Origin of the sequence: Diplocloster modestus (assembly GCF_019042245.1) — a bacterium.
GTDB lineage: Bacteria > Bacillota > Clostridia > Lachnospirales > Lachnospiraceae > Diplocloster > Diplocloster modestus.
The window spans coordinates 283,954-301,646 of the sequence record NZ_JAHQCX010000005.1 but is presented as its reverse complement, the minus strand read 5'-3'; the positions used below and the strand labels follow the sequence as shown (position 1 = coordinate 301,646).

Sequence of the window (17,693 nt, the reverse complement as noted above, 5' to 3'; positions counted from 1 at the left end):
AAAGGAGGGTGTATCTATGAAACTGGTTATTATCACTTCCTGCGTGGCGGGAGTAGCACACAGCGAAATGTGTGCAGCTGCGCTGAAAAAAGAAGCGATCGCCCGCGGTCATTCGGTGCGTGTGGAAATGCAGGGAGGATCGAATCTCTCGGATATGCTTCCAAAGGAGATCTGTCAGTCGGCAGATGTGATCCTGATCGCTTATGCCATAGCTGTGGCTAAGAAAGAGCGGTTTGAAGGGAAACCGGTGGTAAAGGTTCCGATCGATCAGGCCATTCGGCATATCAAACAGGTTATGGATAAAGCGGAAGAGGTGTATGAGCAGACCATAGGAAAAGATATAGAAAGTTAAACTTGGAGGTAATTATGGTTAGCGCAACGATTGAAGTCAAAAATAAATCAGGTCTGCATATGAGGCCGGCTTCAGAACTGTCTAAGATAGCAAGGAAGTGCGGATCCAATATTATTATCCGGTCAGGGGGAAAGCTGGTGAATCCCAAAAGCATCCTGATTCTGATGAGCGCGGCAATCAAAAAGGGTACGGTTGTGACCGTGGAGTGTTCCGGCGAGACAGAGGAGCAGGATTTAGAGATGATTCTTCAGGCGATTGCCTCCGGCCTGGGCGAAGGGGTGGATGAAACGGCGTGAAAATATGGAATTGCGGTAAAATTGCTTCAGAAGGTTATGCGTCGGGACCGGCATTCCTCGTTTGTCGGGAAAAGAGGCCGGTACGAAAGGATAAGATCAGGGAAGAGGAGATCGAAGGTGAAATCCGGCGTTTTGAACAGGCAGTGGAAACGGGCAGGGAGCAGCTGCAGAAACTGCTGGCAGCAGAAGCGCAAAGTGCAACCTCTGAACAGGCAGGCAATTCTGCTATTTTCGCCGGACATTTGGATATATTGACAGATTGTGCACTCCATGAAGAAGTTACGGGGAGAATCGTTCAGGATCTGGAAAATGCGCAGAGAGCGCTGCAGCTTTCGGCAGATCATTACGCGGGAATATTTGAAACAATGGATGATGCGTATATGAGGGAACGGGCGGACGATATCAGGGATGTGACACAACGGCTGATGTTAATCCTTCAGGGGGCGGAAGAAACCGCTTTCGACACCCTGCGGGAGACGTCCGTGGTGGTGGCAAGAGACCTGACACCGTCGGATACCATCCGGATGAACATGAAGCTGGTAGCCGGAATCATAACGGAAAAAGGCGGTATCACAAGTCATGTGGGGATCATAGCCAGGAACAGAGGAATCCCCTGCCTGGTGTGCGCGGGGCCTGACATCCGGGAAATCAGGGGTCAGGAGCAGATCCTTTTAGACGCGCAGCGGGGAAGTATTATAACCTCGCCGGGCCGGGAGGAGAAGGAAGTGTTCCTTCGGAATGCGGCCGCATACCGGGAAATGTGTAAAAAAGCAGAAGAAAGTGCGGCACTGCCCTGTATTACCATGGATGGAAGAAAGCTCTCCATCTGTGCGAATGCCGGCAGCCCGGAAGAGGCCGAGCAGGCAGCGGCCTATGATGTGGATGGGATCGGCCTGTTCCGAAGTGAATTTCTCTATATGCAGCAAGGACGCTTTCCAACCGAAGACGAGCAGTTCCAAGCCTATCAAAGCGCTGTGCACTGGATGAAAGGCAGAGAAGTGACGATCCGGACGCTGGACATCGGCGGAGATAAAGGACTTGACTATTTTCAGATTCCAAAGGAAGATAACCCATTCCTTGGCTGCCGCGCCATCCGGATCTGTTTAAACAGGCCGGATATCTTTAAAACACAGCTTCGGGCTATACTAAGGGCCAGCGCATTTGGACGGGTGAGGATCCTGTTTCCGATGATTACATCGCTGGAAGAGCTGGAAAAAGCTCAGGCAATCCTGGGTGTCTGTAAAGATGAATTATCAGAGGAGGGGCGGCCTTTTGATAAAGGGCTGGAAACAGGAATTATGATTGAGACGCCGGCGGCCGTGTTACTGGCCCAAGAGCTGGCCTCGCGGGTGGACTTTTTCAGCATCGGTACCAATGACCTGACTCAGTATATACTGGCCGCAGACCGCGGTAACCCGGCGGTGGCCACACTATATAATCCCTTTCACCCTGCTGTGCTTAGAAGTATACAGCATGTGATCCGTGCAGGCCATGAGCATCATATTCCGGTAGGCATGTGCGGCGAGCTGGCCGGCAATATTGAGGCGGCCCGCCTATTGCTGGGGATGGGGCTGGATGAATTCAGCATGTCGGCTTCCGGCTCTCCCCGTATAAAGCAGGAACTCCGGGCGGCCAGCTGCGAGAGCGCGATGGCAGCGGCCGCGGAAGTGCTGAAAAGTCCCTACATTGTTTCAGGCTGAGCCGAATCATAAAGGGATGAATGTAAATGGGGACATGTCCAGATTAGAATGGACATGTCCCAGATCAGAATGGACATGTCCCAAATCGAAATGGACATGTCCCTCTCATGGGTATCACTATTTATTAGGGCTGCATAAGCCCATCTACAAAATTCATAAGCTCCTCCCTTTCAATAGCCGAACTCTCAATATAATAAGACAGCTGGTCATAAGTCTCCTCAAAGGATTCCCGGCTATCCTTAATCCCTGCCGCCGCATTGCGCTCTGACCGGCCCAGATTCATGAGGTTAGCTGCGGTGACAACGGGAATATCCCTGGTCATCCCCAGTGAATAATAAGAACCGTTCTTCCTGCTTTCGTCACAGATTAGCAGGGCCTGATTATAGCCGTCTAATTTCAGCTTCTCACTGTAGGCGGTGTCGGGAGCTCCAAAAGAAACATTCCAATCGGCGGCCGCCAGACTTATGGTTATTCGAATAAATTCCCCGGAGCTGTTGATGTAACCAACATAGATATCCTGAATGTTTTTCTGGTATCCGTCCGGCAGCTTCAGCGTCTGACGTATGGTTATATCATGTTCCCCTTCTACGGTCAGACTTTCTGAGGGGGTATCCAGCATGCCCGCATCCGCATAGAACTGGACTACGGCCTCCTCAAACTGATAACCAGCCGGAAGCTGGGTGGGAATAGAGTATGGTATGGCGCATGGAAGCAGCATATCCAGAAGCGTCTGTTCGCTATCGGTTCGAAATACACCGCAGGCCGCATTGGAGCTGCTCTGTCCATCCTGCAGATGGGTAATAATACTTACTTCCCCTGGGGCCAGTGCAGATGGTTCGAGAGACATCTCCTGGGAGACGACATTGCTGAATTCCGTATCTTCGCCGGCCACTGCATTCTCTAGTGAGGGAGAAGTTCCATCATTCACGGAACCGTCGAACCGGAAAGACTTCCATTCGTAATAAGTTCCGGCGCCAATCAGACCGAATAATCCGAGCAGGACGGCGGCCAGTATCATAAATGATTTTCCGGCAAAGCGCCGGGGGTGCCGGATACGATCTGCCAGGGCAAGCTGAAGATCATACTCCGGAGTGCGTACCTTACTTAACTGTTCTTTTATCAATCGTTCATCCTGATCAAATTTCATGTTGACTCCTCCAATCTGCGATACTGCCTTCCTCCTGCCGGTTATCCTTCCGGAGCAGTCCTGCCAGCTTTTTTCTGGCACGTTCATACCGCTTTCGGGCAGCGGATTCGGTTATTCGATGGATTTTGGCCAGTTCCCGGAAACTTCTCTCTTCCATAATCCGTCCATAGATCAGAGAGCGCTCCATGGCCGACAACCGGCTGAGGGCTTCAAATAGTTCGTCGCTGATCCCAGTATGCGGTTTTTGCGTGTCGGAAGCGGGGGTAAAGAAAAAGAGTGTTTTCCGGCGGATAGTATCGATGCAGCAGTGATATGCGATCCGGTACAGCCAGGCCGACAACGATGTCCCGTTCCTGTACTTCTGACGGTTTTCATATGCTTTGAGAAAAGTCATCTGTACAGCGTCCTGCGCCTCGTGATAATCACACAGGATATTGTGGCAGTAGCGCAAAAGCGCCTGACCATAGAATTCTATGGCGAGACTTAATTCCGCTTCGCCTCCGTCGGCAAAAGTTTGATCCAATAAATCTTTTTCCTGCAGTAATTCCATAGTTACACATCCTTTATTTGCGGTACCGCTGATTCGTTACACCTCTATAACGCAGAGAAAACGGAATTTGTGACATGTAAGCGGCAGATCCTCGGAAAACAAATGCTTCCTATTGGTGTAATGCAATAAATATGTACAACGGGATGAAGGGATTATAGAATATTTGGAAAATGCACAAAACCATAGATTATATGTAATCCACGAATGGGTGACATATAATCTACGGTTTTGGTTTGTCTTGGTCCTTATTTCAAAAACTGATAAGACAGTGTTGGATCAAAGATATAATCATCGATCGTTTCCTTTAAAACAATACGGGGCTGAAGCATCAGGTGCTTTTTACCGGGCAGGACACCCTGCAGCAGATAATCCGCCAGCAGCATCAGGCTGTGGTAGGCCTGGGCGGAAGGATTCTGATAAATGACAAATGTACACAGATCTTTTTTCGTCAGTGTGCAAAGCTGGGGGGTCACATCAAAGCCGCTGACGACGGGACGCGGGACAGCCGGATGTTTATCAAGGTACCAGCCCACACCGATGGCGCCGGGAGAACTGGTTGTATAGACACCCCCGATGCCCGGATTCTCACGGAACATTCTTTCGGAAATCTCCTCTGCCAGCTGGTCACTGTCCAGATACTCAAATTCCCCTGCAACCGTAATTCCAGGATAATCTTCCGAGATCTTATCGATAAATCCCCGCATACGTTCCGTATGCGCATCCACCGAGTGAAAACCCGACAGACAACATACCGATCCTTTGTCCCCCATGATTTTTCCCATCAATTCGCCGGAAATCCTGCCGGCCAGATAGGGGTCTACCCCGACATGAAATAGCCTTTTGCTCCCTCTTACATCAGAATTAAAAGTGGCCACGGTTACTCCGGCATCGGCCAGACGATTGATATATGGAATCAGAGCACTGCCCCCGGCATTTAAAACAAACCCGTCATAGTCCTCAGGTTTTAATTCATCCAAAAGCGGCAATTGGCTCTCCGGATTCAGATAATCACATCGAAAGGCCCGGATATCCACATTATAGTCCGTCAGAGCGTGAGCGGCCTGTTCCACACCTGCCGTCATCTCATCAAAAAAATAAGTTGGATATTTTGGATACAAAATCCCCAAATGGAGCTGTTTGTTCCTGCTCAGATTACTGGCCAGTTTATTGGGCCGATATCCCAGCTCATCTGCGATCTGCAAAATCTTCTGCTTTGTCACCTCGTTAATTCTGCCCCGGCCATTCAATGCACGGTCCACTGTGCCTATCGATGTATCTGCCAATTCCGCAATCTGTTTCAAAGTCACTTTTTTCATAACCCAATTCCTCTGCTAGTTTCTCTATAGATTGTAATATGCCCCGAGAGGGTTGGCAAGCGGTAAATTTGGAGAAAGTATATTTGAAGGGCCGGTAAGCAGTATAAACCTAAGGCTCTGGCAAACTACAGTGTCTTGAGAAGGGAGAACATGGCATCCGCAGCAGTAGCGGGATCATTCAGGTAGTTGTACTTCTGGGGATCCTTGAGGAAGGAACGGTAGACGGGTACGTTCTTTTCAAGCCCGCATACCGCGGAATCCGTCGGTGCTGTCAGGCGGGGTTCACAGACAAATTCATAGCGGGGATTTTTCTCGATCCGGAATCCGCCGTCCGGAGTCCGGAAGGCGTAACAGCACATGCCCGCGTGGCGTTTGACGCTGTCGTAGTAGTTGGTGCTGTGACAGGATACCAGGTTTATAAATACCATGGTTTCTGCGCCTATGTTAATCGTGCAGTGTCCGTAATCAGGGGGGATTACTACAGATTCACCGGCCTCGACTTTGGTCAGGATGACATCCTGAACCTGCATGCTGCCGTCCTCTTTCCGGTAATCGTCTACTTTCTGCATGACGAACAACGCAGTGCCTTTGATGACCTGGTATAGTTCCGGATAGCTGATGGACTGTCCGGGAATCGGCATGTGGAAATGCCCGGCAGTTTTCTTGTATTCCCCTCCGGCGGTGCCTTCGATGATCACCGTGCTGTCATAGCGCAGATCTGTGGACTGGAATATTTCCTTGGTGTTGTCTTCCACAATCGCTTTGTAAAAATCGTAGTATGGATTGTCTTCGACCTTGTATGCAGCGTCGGCTAAAAGTCCGAACATTCCTTTTGAGTATTTACGGGAATAGTCCTCGTAGTGGATGGTATCGTTAGCCGGAACCAGCTTCTGGCTTTCTTCGCAGAATTGGATGGGCATACCGAACATTTTCAACTCATTCATGGATTTGTGTCCCCCTTCTATAAATTCTGATATTTTGAGATTACTTCGGGATACTCGGACGGATCGTGACAGAACAGGCCGGAGGATCCAAGAACCAGGACATTAGCGCCGGCAGCCACCAGTTTGGGAGCTGTCTCTTCTTTTACCTGGCCGTCCACCATGATGTCCACCTCGTAACCGGCCTCAGTGAACATGCTGCGTATGGCTGTGATCTTCTCGTAGCTGGTGGGAATCAGGGTCTGGCCGGCGAAACCGGGATCTACGGTCATGACACAGACCAGGTCGATAAATTCCAGCATATATTTGAGCTGTCCGATATCAGTGGCGGGATTGATGGCGATACCTGCTTTTTTACCCAGAGCGCGGATCTGCTTCAGGGCGCGGATCGGATGCTCCAGTGTTTCTATATGCAGGGTAATGATGTCCGCGCCGCGGTCCGCGCAGTACTGGATGAATTCAGTCGGATTTGTGACCATGAGATGTACATCCATGGGGGTGTCGGACACTTTGCGGATAGCTGCCATCAGATCGCCGTTCAGACAATAATTCGGAACGAAATGGCCATCCATAATGTCGATGTGATAAAGGTCCACATGCGCCTGGTCCAGCGCTTCCAGCTGGTGCTTTAAGTCCATCATGTCAATGCACATAACGGAGGGAGATACTTTGTTCATAAAAAACAGTCCTTTCTGAGAGAGTTCGTTTATTACTGGAAATTTCCACCTCATTATGGCATAGAAGAATACGGGTGTCAAGAAATAAATGACCGAATTGTATTAAAAACAACAAAAAATATGACCGAATATGTGCAATCGTAAAATCTAAGAAATGAGATTCCACATGTAAATTCCGGCCCCGGATACACCGCTGAAGGGGTCGTCGGTTCCGCGGATAAACTGGAGGTTTTGTTCGGGATAAGGTTTGCGGGTATGAAAATGAATCCGGTCCAAAAGGGATTCGTAGGGGAAATTTTTCATGCGGATTACACCGCCGGACAACAGGATGTGATCAGGGTCCAGGATATTGATTTCCGAGGCTGCGGCGATGGCAATGTTGTCCACATATTCTTTTAATATATCGGAATCCGGATAGTAACCGAACATGTTTTCCATGTCTGATTCGGGATAGTGGTCCTGGTGTATCTGTTCCAGCCTTTTACCCGCACAGTAGAGTTCCAGGCATCCCTGGTTCCCGCATGGGCAGGGATCTTTTTTTGCCATCACCGGAATGTGGCCCAGTTCTCCGGATACTCCGTTTTTTCCGTCGAGAAAACGGCCGTGAATATAGAGGGCGTTTCCGAGGCCGGTGCCGACATAGAGCGCGATCACGCAGTCAGAGCCAAAGAGATCAAAAGCCTGCATGTCGTTTGCCAGCAGCAGGATGACGTCATGTTCTACCATAACCGGAATCTGAAACTGTTTTTTTAATGCTGCTCCAATGTTCTGATTGGTGATCACCGGAAGATTCGGACAGGAGAAAACAGTCTGTTTCGACTTGTCGACGGTTCCGGGAAAACCCAGACAGATCCCTCTGCATTTGCCGGCCGGTATCGTTTCCATATAGGAGGAGAGAAAGGAAGATATCGTATCGGCCGGCCGTACGGAGTCGAATAATTTCCGGCTGCTTTCCCGTCTGCAGTTGCTTAACGTTAAATCTTTCGTAATAGTTCCGATCCGGAAATTAGTGCCGCCGATGTCGATGCCGATTACATAATCAAAACTGGAAAATGAAGAAATTTTCACTGGAAATACCTCCTTTGAATGTAACGTTTGACTTGAAGCATAGCACGTAAAAATCTGAAAAACAATGCAATCAAATACATTTGACAAAGTTCGTGAAATATGATAAATTTAAGAAAAGCGTAAACGTTAACGCAAAGACCGTGGAAATAACAAATTTATTAAATATGCACAAAAACGGGCATTGTGCAATGCGGAGAACGGACTTAAATTTGCATAAAATGACCGAATCAACAAAAAATACAAAATAAATATTGATTTTTAACCCGATATGCGCTACAATAACCACACAAACAAAAAACAAGAATGTGGATTTAGTTGTTTGGTAAGGAGAGAGCGCAACCGTGATTTGTACATTAACAATCAACCCGGCTATTGATAAGCTGCTGTTTGTTTCCAGGTTTCAACGGGATAATACGAACAGAATCGTACGCTCCATGGATGTTTTGGGCGGGAAGGGTACCCATGTTTCAACGAACCTTCGTATTTTGAACTGCGATAACCGGGCTTACGGGATCGGTTTTGGAAAAACCGGCCATAAGATTGAGGACATGTTAAAAGGTCAGGGTGTGGACGTGCACTTCCTGCACTATGAGACCGGGGAATCCAGAACCAATTATGCACTGATCGAGGAGAACCATAAGTGCAGCCTGATTACCGAGCGGGGAACTATAATAAGTTCCGGGATATGTGAAAAGCTTCTGAATATTATGGAAGAATCCCTGGAGGACGGCGATGATCTGGTTTTGTCCGGAGATGCTTCAAACACAGAGATACCGTACATATACAATGTGATTATGGAACGGCTGGACGCGGGCGGAAAGAAAATACGGATTTATCTGGATACCAGTTCCGGGAACCTGATCCGGGGGATCGAGAAGAAACCGTTTCTGGTAAAACCAAATGTGGACGAACTGTCTCAGGTCGTTGGAAAGGCCATTGCATCGGAAGCGGATATCCTGGATGGGATATTTCAGATCGCTTCGAAGGGGATCGAATGTGTCGCGGTATCCAGAGGCGGGGACGGCTCTATTGTAAAGTACAGGGAACTCATTTATCAGGTGGATGCGCTTAAAGTAGATGTTAAGAACACCATCGGCTGCGGAGACGCGTTCCTGAGCGGAATGGTGTATGGATTTTCCCGGGAAATGGAATTTGAAGAGATTCTCAAGCTGGCTACCGGAATCTCTGCGGCCACCGCGGAATCCGAGCTCACGGTGGGATTTGATTATCAGCGGGCTATGGAGCTTAAAGAACAGGTCCGAATGAAACGGCTTACGGTACACAGAAACGATGGAAAAGAACAATTACGTTCTTTTTTATAAAAATCAGGAAAAGGAGAAATAGGTATGAGAAAGAAAATGGTAAGTATCCTGTTGGCATGTACGATGGTACTCACTATGGTGGGATGTGGCACGAAGGAAGCGGCTTCGGAACCGGCAGCTGAACCGGCAGCCAGCGAGGCTCCCGCGAAAGCGGCGGAAGATGACGCACAGGCGGCTAAGGATGCTGCGGGGAGCGGTGATGACATCATGATCGGCATTTCCATGTGTGCGATCGAATCTCAGATGTGGGCGGAATATCAGACCGCTATGCACAAAAAATGTGACGAACTGGGCGTGAAATACACCGAAGTTATTGCGGAAAACGACGTTCAGAAACAGAACCAGCAGATTGAGAACCTGATTTCCAGCGGCGCGAATGCGATTATCATTGCTCCGGCAGACGGCGAGGCCGTAGTTTCCGCGATCAAGAAATGTAACGAAGCGAATGTACCGGTTATCATGGCAAACCGGGCAGCCGGTGAAGGCGCAGAAGTTGCCGGAACGGTTACCTCGGATAATATAGCTATGGTAGAAAGAGAAATGAACTATGTCATGGATCAGGCGAAAAAAGACGGCAAGACTTACAAGGTGATCAAGCTTGTGGGAAGTCTTACCGACGTAAATGCCATCGCCCGTGACACCGGATTCAAAAACGTAGCAGACGCGAATAAGGACATCTTCGATGTGGTTGCTGAGGTTCCCACCGAGTGGAAGGGTGAACTGGCCCTCTCAGGAGTTTTGAGTGCATTTGAAGCAAACCCGGATATCAATATGATATTCAGCCCATCAGACGCTCTTCTGCCTTCGATTATCTCCGCATTACAGCAGATCGACAAATTCTATCCGATCGGCGATGAGAAACATGTGACGATCGTGACCTTCGACGGTGCGAAAGACGCAGTGGATCAGATTAAAGCAGGTTATGTGGATATCGTCTCCGTTCAGGATGCAACGAATCAGGGTACTCTGTGTGTGGAAGCCGCTGTAGCGGCCGCCAAGGGTGAACCGGTGGAAGGCCTGGTAGATCCCGGATTTGAAGTAACTCCCGAAAATGTAGACACCACAGGATTTGCAGGTTATTAATGTCCTCCTTTTAGAAACGGATATCAGATAGAAAAGAACTGCTGCGGGGAGGCTTTCCTCGGACAAGTGCGTGGGAAGCTTTTTTGCAGCAGGGTTTTTATTCAATAGGTAAGTAGTCCTGCTGAATAAAATCTATTTGATTTCGAAGTAAGTGGACGAGAAATCCTAAGTCAGATAGCGAGGTTTGATTATGGAACGGGTGAGGAAGATTTATGAATCGGTAGATGCGATTGTCTGGTTCATTGTGGTTTTTGTCATTGTGGCATTGATCTTTGTACCAAATTTTGCTACCGAGAGTAATATTACGAATATATTCAGCCAGGCCTGCGTTTTGCTGACCGTTGCCTGCGGGGTTCATTTCTCTGTATTGAACGGAGGAGTGGATTTTTCTTCTACCTCTATTATCGCTTTGACCTGTGTGGTGGGCGCTTCTATTATGAGCACTACTTCCGGCCTGCTGGCCGGCAGATGGTATGCGATACCGGTAGCTTTGGCGGCAATGTTGCTGATCGGCCTGGTTTTTGGTGTTATAAACGGATTTGCGGTGACCAGATTTAAAATGCCGTCTTTTATTGTGACGATGGCGACACAGATGATCGGCAGCGGACTGGCCGTAGTCTATACGGGGGGAAGCACGATCTCCGGACTGCCGGATAGTTTTACGATACTGGGAAACGGTAAGATATTTGTGATACCCTTTGCGTTAATACTGGCTTTGCTGGTGGCGGTGGTGACCCACCTGGTGTGCAGCAAGACTTTATATGGCAGGCAGCTCTATGCGACAGGAACGAATCCTAAGGCTTCCGTTATATCGGGCGTGCCTGTGAAGAAAACGATCTTTAAGATCTTTATTTTCAGCGGTGTCTGTTCCGCGGTTGCCGGTATTATCATGATGGCTCAGATGGAATCCGGCGCGTCCAGTTACGGAAGTACGCTGTTTATTGATATTATGGGCAGTATCATCGTCGGAGGAACCAGCCCGGCAGGCGGTGTGGGCAAAATCCCAAATACGGTGATGGGTGCGTTTCTGATAATTTTGATTAATGTGACTTTAAACTTGTTAAATACACCATACTTTATCATTACGATCATAAAAGGCGCCATTATCCTGGTGGCCGGCGGTGTGGCGATATTAAAGAAGCGGAACGAAAAGGCGTAAACAAGTATATCATAGATTGGAAGTGAACAAGTTGGCTGAAAACCAGAACTACATACTGCAGCTTATGCAGGTTACCAAATCTTTTGCTTCGGTACAAGTGTTAAAAGATATCACCATCAACCTGAGAAAGGGAGAAATCCTGGGACTGGTCGGTGAAAACGGGGCGGGGAAATCTACACTGATGAATATTCTGGGCGGAATCTATCAACGGGACAGCGGAGAGATATACTTAAATGGAGCAAAGTTCGAACCGGTTAACCCGAAGGTTTCTCAGAACGCGGGTATCGCTTTTGTACATCAGGAATTAAATCTATTTACGAACCTGTCGGTATTTGAGAATCTATTTATTACGGACATGGTCAAGAGCAAGGCTCATACGATCGATAAGAAGGCCATGAAAAAGATCGCGGCGGAGAAGCTTAAGGAATTGGGGATTGAAGATTTCGGCGTGGATGAGATAGTCGGGAACCTGCCTATGGGACAGCGGCAGCTGATCGAGATCACCAAGGCGATTATGAAGGACGCGCAGATTATTATCCTGGATGAACCCACCACCTCTTTGTCCAACAAGGAGAAGGTAAAACTGTTTGATATCATGCATCTGCTCCAGAAACAGAATAAATCGATTATCTTTATTTCCCATATTCTGGAAGATGTGTTTGAGCACTGCGACGAAATCTCCGTGCTGCGGGACGGGGAGATTATCTCTCAAAACCGGACTTCGGACATCAGCACCAACGAGGTCATTAAGCAGATGGTGGGACGGGAACTGAATAAGATTTATCCGACCGTGGAAAAGGAAATCGGCGGGGTAGCTTTTGAGGTTAAGAATATCTGCCAGGAAGGACGGTTTGAAAATATCAACCTTCAGATAAGGGAGGGAGAGATCGTAGGACTGTTCGGGCTGATGGGAGCGGGACGAACGGAACTGCTGCGCTGCCTGTTTGGAATTGACCCGATCACGGACGGAGGCCTGATCTATAAGGGACAGGAGATCAAACCGATCACTCCGGAGAACTGTATTAAAAACGGGATGGCGTTTATCACGGAGAACCGAAGAGAAGAGGGGCTCCTGATGACCAAGACAGTGAAAGAGAATATCGTGCTGGCGAACTTAAAGGAGATCGCGGCATCCTTAAGCTTTATCAACCGGAAGGAGGAACAGCGGGAGACTGAGGAGATGGTGAAGGAGCTGAATATCAAAACCTTCGATCCGGCCCGCCAGGCGGTAATCAATCTCTCCGGCGGCAATCAGCAGAAGGTGGTATTCGGGAAATGGGTATTGAGAAAACCGCAGATCTTCCTGCTGGACGAACCTACCAGAGGAGTGGATGTGGGCGCGAAATATGAGATTTACAGTATTATCAACGATCTGGCGAAAAACAAATCAACCATACTGTTAGTTTCCTCTGAGATGGAGGAGCTGATGGGGATGTGTGACCGGATTCTGGTCATGAGCCATAATGTGCTTACCGGCGAGCTTCACAGAGAGGAATATACACAGGAACTTATCATGGAAGCCGCGATCGGAGGTGGGAATTGATGGAAAATTCACAGTCAAGAAAAGGAAAAGTATTAAGAGGAAAGCTTTTGGATCTGTTTTGCTCCTACGGCTTGTGGATCATCTTTATTATATTGCTGGCTTATTTTGCCATTCAGTCGCCCAAGTTCCTGACCCTCAGCAATGCGGTCAATGTCCTCCGCCTGTCCTCCACACTGGGGGTCGCGGTGGTCGGTATGTTCTTCGTACTGATTACCGGAGGAATAGATATTTCAGTTTCCGCCAACATGTATTTTTCAGCCGTGGTGGGAACTACACTGTTGAATAACCTGGGAGCGCCGCTTCCGCTGTGTTTTGCGGGAGCCTGTATAAGCGGCCTGCTGATCGGGTCAATCAACGGATTCTTCGTAGCGAAGCTTAAGATGGTTCCGTTTATCACCACACTGGCAACCTACAGTGTGGCCAGAGGTTTAGGACTTATGTTTACCAACCAGCAGATGCTGTTCCTGGACAATGTTGTTATGAAGTTTTCAGGGGCAAAACTGTTTGGGATACCGCTGATTGTCTACATATTCCTGATTGTTGTACTGCTGGGACATTTCATATTGACAAGAACCCAGTACGGACGGCAGCTGTTTGCCTGCGGAAACAACCTGGCTGGAGCCAATAAGTTGGGAATTAACGGGACGAAAACCGTATTTATGGCCTATCTGTTCTGCGGCGGACTGGCCGGTATCGCCGGAATGATGAATGCCTGCATCTTAAGTGTGATCAATCCGAACTTTGCCATCAATGACGAATTCGTGGTTATTTCCTCGGCAGTGATCGGTGGGGCCAGCCTGTTTGGCGGGAAGGGGAAAATATTACCAGGCGCCATTATCGGTATCGTTATGGTGCAGGTAATCACCAACGGCCTTACTATTACAGGCGCTTCCGCTTATGCGTTTACGATATTCAGAGGGATTATCATTTTTATAGCTGTTATGATGGACAGTATTAAGTTCAGCGGCGAAATTCGGTAGGACAAAGTATTCGTTTTATGCTATGCTGAAAGAAAAAGCGCGGAAGGTGTATGCAGCATGTTAGAGAGAAAGTATAACATTGAACGAAAATCTGAAGTCTTGAATTTGTTGGAGGAACAGGGAAAGGTAAATGTCAATCAGCTGTCGGATTTATTGAATGTATCCAAAGAGACGATCCGCAGGGATCTGAAGGAAATGGAAGATTCCGGCCTGATCCGCCGTACCCACGGCGGTGCGGTACTGTCCGACACTTCCAAGGGAGTGAAGGAATATCCCTATCTGATGAGGGAAGTCCAGAACTATATGGAAAAGGACCGCATCTGCAGGGAGGCGGCCAAGACGATTCTGGACGGGGACACCATATTTATCGACAACAGTTCATCCACATTGAATATGATCCACCATATCCATAAGGACTATCAGGTGACAGTGATCACCAACTCCATCCGTCTGTTGCTGGATGCCTCTTTAATCGAGAATCCCAATCTGACGCTGATTTCGCTGGGGGGGGTGTTCCGGGCGAAGAATTTCTCGCTGACCGGTATCATGGCCAATGAGTGGATCAATAATTTCAGGCCCAATAAAGTATTTCTCTCCTGTTATGGTGTATACGAGGGAGAGGGATTCACAGACAGCAGTATCTATGAGATCGATGTGAAACGGCTGATGATGGAGAAGGCCCAGAAGGTATATGTGCTGGCGGATTCCACCAAGTTCGGGAAAAAGGGAGTGGTGTTTCTTTCCGATTTTTCGAAGGTGGATTATATCGTCACAGATCGGGAGCTTTCGCCGGATAAAGCCAGGCTTATCGAATCCCAGGGAACCAGAATCGTGGTGGCCAGGGAGAATTAGAAAACAGCCGCATCGATGAATGCGGAGGAATGATATGAAACAGATAGCATTTGATTTGGGTGCCAGCAGCGGAAAAGTGATGCTGGGAGAATTTGATGGAACGTATCTCACTACAGAGGTAATTCATCGGTTCCCTAACCGGCAGATCTGCGTGAGCAATCATCTGTACTGGAATTTCCTGGGGATCCATCAGAACCTCACGGAAGGGATCCGTAAAGGCTGCGCCGCAGCCGGAGGGACACCGGTGAGTATCGGAATCGACGCGTACTGTAACGATTTTGGACTGATCGGCAGAAACGGGGATCTCATCACTCAGGTCAGATGCTATCGTGATTTGAGGATGGCCAGAAACGAGGCCGGGATCTACCGCATCATGTCACGGCGGGAGCTTCATTTTCAAAACGGGAATCAAAATGCGCTGTTCAACACGCTGATCCAACTGGCGGCTATGCGTCTGGAAGGGGACGGATTTTTGCTGGAGCAGTGTGAAACCCTTCTGCATATCCCGGATCTGCTCACCTATTTCCTGACGGGGCAGCGGCACTCGGAATATACACTGGCCAGTGTAAGCCAGATGTTCCAGTGGGAGACATCGAACTGGGACCCGGAGATTCTGAGCCGGTTCGAAATACCTGCAAAACTGCTGGCTCCAATTATAATGCCGGGTACGGTGGCCGGCGTCATGACCAAAGAAACGGCCGATGAGATCGGAGTGCCCCGGATGAAGGTGACGGCGGTGGGAGAGCATGATACGGCTTCTGCAGTGGCTGCGCTTCCGACCAACGAACCCCATGCGGCATACATAAGCAGCGGAACCTGGTCGCTGATGGGGGTGGAGATCCCGGAACCGGTGATCGATGAGCGGACCTACCGGTATAACATCGCCATCGAAGGTGGTGTCGGAGGGCGATACCGGATGCTTAAGAACGTGATGGGCCTCTGGCTGATCCAGGAATGCAGGCTGGAATACCGCAAGATGGGGACTACCTATGAATTTGCGGAGCTGGTGGAGCTGGCCGGAAGGGAGAAATCTTTTGTATCCCTGATTGATCCGGACGATGAAGCCTTCTATATGCCCGGGGATATGCTTCGCAAGATCCGGGACTACTGTATCAGAACCGGGCAGCCGGTGCCGGATACACCGGGCCGGTTCATCCGCGTCATCGAAGAGAGTCTGGCTCTCAAATACCGCTGGGTGATGGAAACGCTGGAAAAGATACTGGGGTACCGTATCGAGTCCATTCATATTCTGGGCGGAGGCGGTAAGGATACGCTGTTGAACCAGCTCACCGCCAATGCGTGCGGCCGGACCGTCTATGTGGGGCCGCAGGAAGCGGCGCTGACCGGGAATTTTCTGATGCAGCTGCAGGCAGCCGGGGCTATCGGTAACCTGGAACAGGGCCGGGAGATCATAGCCAGATCCACACAGATCGCGATATATGAGCCACAGGAACAGAAGGCTTGGGATGAAGCGTACGAATATTTTTTGACACTCTTGCCACTATCGGAATAGATAGAGGGTGACAGGGCGGGTAGTTGTACGCTGTTTTATAGAGTTATGTAAACTAAAAGCCTGAAAGGGGACATGTCCATTCCAGTTTGGGACATGTCCAAGTCAGAATTTTTTATTATTTGATTTTGGAAGTAACGGTTATTTTGAAGCACCTAAGTTTTATTTTGAAGTAACAAAACTAAAATATTCTAAATATAAATCAGGAGGAAAAGATTATGGCGCTAAAATATGCTTGTATTACAGGATCATTAGGAAACCGGGTAGACCGCTTCATGTCGGGAGGCTACAAGGAAGATAACACAGCGGCCGATAGAATCGAAGGGCTGGCGAAAACCGGTGTGGTGGAAGCACTGGAGCTTTGCTACGATCCGGACGGTGATGAGAAAGACCCGGTTGAGATTCAGGCTTTGGCGGATAAATACGGATTCAAAATATCCGGTGTCAACGCACCGCTTAACGGAGATAAGCGTTTTGGTTACGGATCTCTTACGAATACGAACCCGGAATACCGGGCGCTGGCTGTTCAATATTGTAAAGACACCGTAGATTTTGCCAAAAAGGTAAACGCGGAGTTTGTAAACATCTGGATGGGAGAAGACGGTTTTGACTATGTATTCCAGACCGATTACACCAGACAGTGGAATCTGATGGTGGAAGCGGTGCGCGAGATCTGCGATTATGCGCCAGATATGAAGATTGCACTGGAATTCAAGCTTCGTGAGCCGAGAAACCGCTGTACACTGGATACCGCCGGAAGCACTCTTCTGCTTGCGAAAGATGTGGACCGGAAAAATGTAGGGCTGACTGTGGATCTGGGCCATGTATTCCAGGCACAGGGGAATGTGGCTCAGGTAGTGGAAATGTGCGCAAATCACGGTATGCTATATAATCTGCACATCAATGACAATTACAGCGCATGGGATGATGATATGATGCTCGGAAGCGTCCGCTATACGGAATATATCGAGCTGTGCTATTCCCTGAGAAAGATCGGATATGACGGCTGGACTTCCGTGGATATCTTCCCGTTCCGTGAAAATGGTTTCGCCGCTGCAGCTGAGAGTATCCGCATGATGCAGATCTTTGACCGGGCGGTGGATCTGATCGGTTATGAGAAGCTGACGGAATGCATCAACGGCACGGACGCCACCAAAGTATTCGGAATGATCCGGGAAGCGGTATTCAAATAAGGAG

17 protein-coding genes are annotated in these 17,693 nt (G+C 48.9%); 11 read left to right on the top strand and 6 right to left on the bottom strand.

All coding sequences use genetic code 11. The features are described from left to right. Positions 1-16 precede the first annotated feature (16 nt). Genes KTH90_RS10025 through ptsP form a run of 3 tightly spaced genes read left to right on the top strand, consistent with a single transcriptional unit; the run spans position 17 to position 2,348 of the window. Complete coding sequence (locus KTH90_RS10025; protein WP_238726727.1) at positions 17-352, top strand: PTS fructose transporter subunit IIB; 336 nt, start codon at positions 17-19, stop codon at positions 350-352. A 14-nt stretch (positions 353-366) separates the two neighbouring features. After that, complete coding sequence (locus KTH90_RS10020; RefSeq protein ID WP_238726726.1) at positions 367-648, top strand: HPr family phosphocarrier protein; 282 nt, start codon at positions 367-369, stop codon at positions 646-648. Next, positions 645-2,348, top strand: coding sequence for a phosphoenolpyruvate--protein phosphotransferase (gene ptsP / locus KTH90_RS10015; RefSeq protein WP_238726725.1), 1,704 nt, complete (start codon positions 645-647; stop codon positions 2,346-2,348). The genes KTH90_RS10020 and ptsP overlap by 4 nt, the downstream gene beginning before the upstream one ends. Before the next feature lie 124 nt (positions 2,349-2,472). Here ptsP and KTH90_RS10010 read toward each other — a convergent pair whose 3' ends face one another. The 6 genes from KTH90_RS10010 to alsK form a co-directional block, all read right to left on the bottom strand. Beyond that, a complete protein-coding gene (locus KTH90_RS10010) occupies positions 2,473-3,495 on the bottom strand; it encodes a hypothetical protein (protein WP_238726724.1) in 1,023 nt (340 codons plus the stop codon). Beyond that, positions 3,485-4,045 carry an RNA polymerase sigma factor gene (locus KTH90_RS10005; protein WP_238726723.1) on the bottom strand — a complete coding sequence of 187 codons (561 nt, stop codon included), beginning with the start codon at positions 4,043-4,045 and terminating at the stop codon, positions 3,485-3,487. The genes KTH90_RS10010 and KTH90_RS10005 overlap by 11 nt, the downstream gene beginning before the upstream one ends. 245 nt (positions 4,046-4,290) lie before the next feature. Further along, positions 4,291-5,361, bottom strand: coding sequence for a LacI family DNA-binding transcriptional regulator (locus KTH90_RS10000; protein WP_238726722.1), 1,071 nt, complete (start codon positions 5,359-5,361; stop codon positions 4,291-4,293). 125 nt (positions 5,362-5,486) lie between these two features. Then, on the bottom strand, positions 5,487-6,305 hold the full coding sequence (locus KTH90_RS09995; RefSeq protein ID WP_158351234.1) for a glucose-6-phosphate isomerase family protein: 819 nt from the start codon (positions 6,303-6,305) through the stop codon (positions 5,487-5,489). Positions 6,306-6,322: 17 nt separating this feature from the next. Then, positions 6,323-6,979, bottom strand: a complete 657-nt coding sequence (gene rpe / locus KTH90_RS09990) for a ribulose-phosphate 3-epimerase (protein ID WP_238726721.1) — start codon at positions 6,977-6,979, stop codon at positions 6,323-6,325. A 147-nt stretch (positions 6,980-7,126) separates the two neighbouring features. Then, on the bottom strand, positions 7,127-8,047 hold the full coding sequence (gene alsK, locus KTH90_RS09985; protein WP_238726720.1) for an allose kinase: 921 nt from the start codon (positions 8,045-8,047) through the stop codon (positions 7,127-7,129). A gap of 341 nt (positions 8,048-8,388) precedes the next feature. Between alsK and KTH90_RS09980 the strand changes: the two genes are divergently transcribed. The 8 genes from KTH90_RS09980 (at position 8,389) to KTH90_RS09945 (ending at position 17,689) form a co-directional block, all read left to right on the top strand. After that, positions 8,389-9,369, top strand: coding sequence for a 1-phosphofructokinase family hexose kinase (locus tag KTH90_RS09980; protein WP_158351231.1), 981 nt, complete (start codon positions 8,389-8,391; stop codon positions 9,367-9,369). Positions 9,370-9,393: 24 nt separating this feature from the next. After that, positions 9,394-10,452 carry a sugar ABC transporter substrate-binding protein gene (locus KTH90_RS09975; RefSeq protein WP_158351230.1) on the top strand — a complete coding sequence of 353 codons (1,059 nt, stop codon included), beginning with the start codon at positions 9,394-9,396 and terminating at the stop codon, positions 10,450-10,452. Positions 10,453-10,642: 190 nt separating this feature from the next. Then, positions 10,643-11,611, top strand: coding sequence for an ABC transporter permease (locus KTH90_RS09970; protein ID WP_238726719.1), 969 nt, complete (start codon positions 10,643-10,645; stop codon positions 11,609-11,611). 31 nt (positions 11,612-11,642) lie between these two features. Then, the gene (locus KTH90_RS09965; protein WP_238726718.1) at positions 11,643-13,154 is read left to right on the top strand and encodes a sugar ABC transporter ATP-binding protein; all 1,512 of its coding nucleotides are present in this window, start codon (positions 11,643-11,645) and stop codon (positions 13,152-13,154) included. After that, a complete protein-coding gene (locus tag KTH90_RS09960; protein WP_158351227.1) occupies positions 13,154-14,134 on the top strand; it encodes an ABC transporter permease in 981 nt (326 codons plus the stop codon). Before KTH90_RS09965 ends, KTH90_RS09960 begins: the two co-directional genes overlap by 1 nt. Positions 14,135-14,191: 57 nt before the next feature. Beyond that, positions 14,192-14,986, top strand: coding sequence for a DeoR/GlpR family DNA-binding transcription regulator (locus KTH90_RS09955; protein ID WP_158351226.1), 795 nt, complete (start codon positions 14,192-14,194; stop codon positions 14,984-14,986). Between the two features lie 34 nt (positions 14,987-15,020). Further along, positions 15,021-16,499 (top strand): rhamnulokinase, encoded by a 1,479-nt coding sequence (locus KTH90_RS09950; RefSeq protein WP_238726717.1) that lies wholly within the window; start codon positions 15,021-15,023, stop codon positions 16,497-16,499. Between the two features lie 215 nt (positions 16,500-16,714). Beyond that, positions 16,715-17,689, top strand: a complete 975-nt coding sequence (locus KTH90_RS09945; RefSeq protein ID WP_158351224.1) for a sugar phosphate isomerase/epimerase family protein — start codon at positions 16,715-16,717, stop codon at positions 17,687-17,689. Positions 17,690-17,693 lie beyond the last annotated feature (4 nt).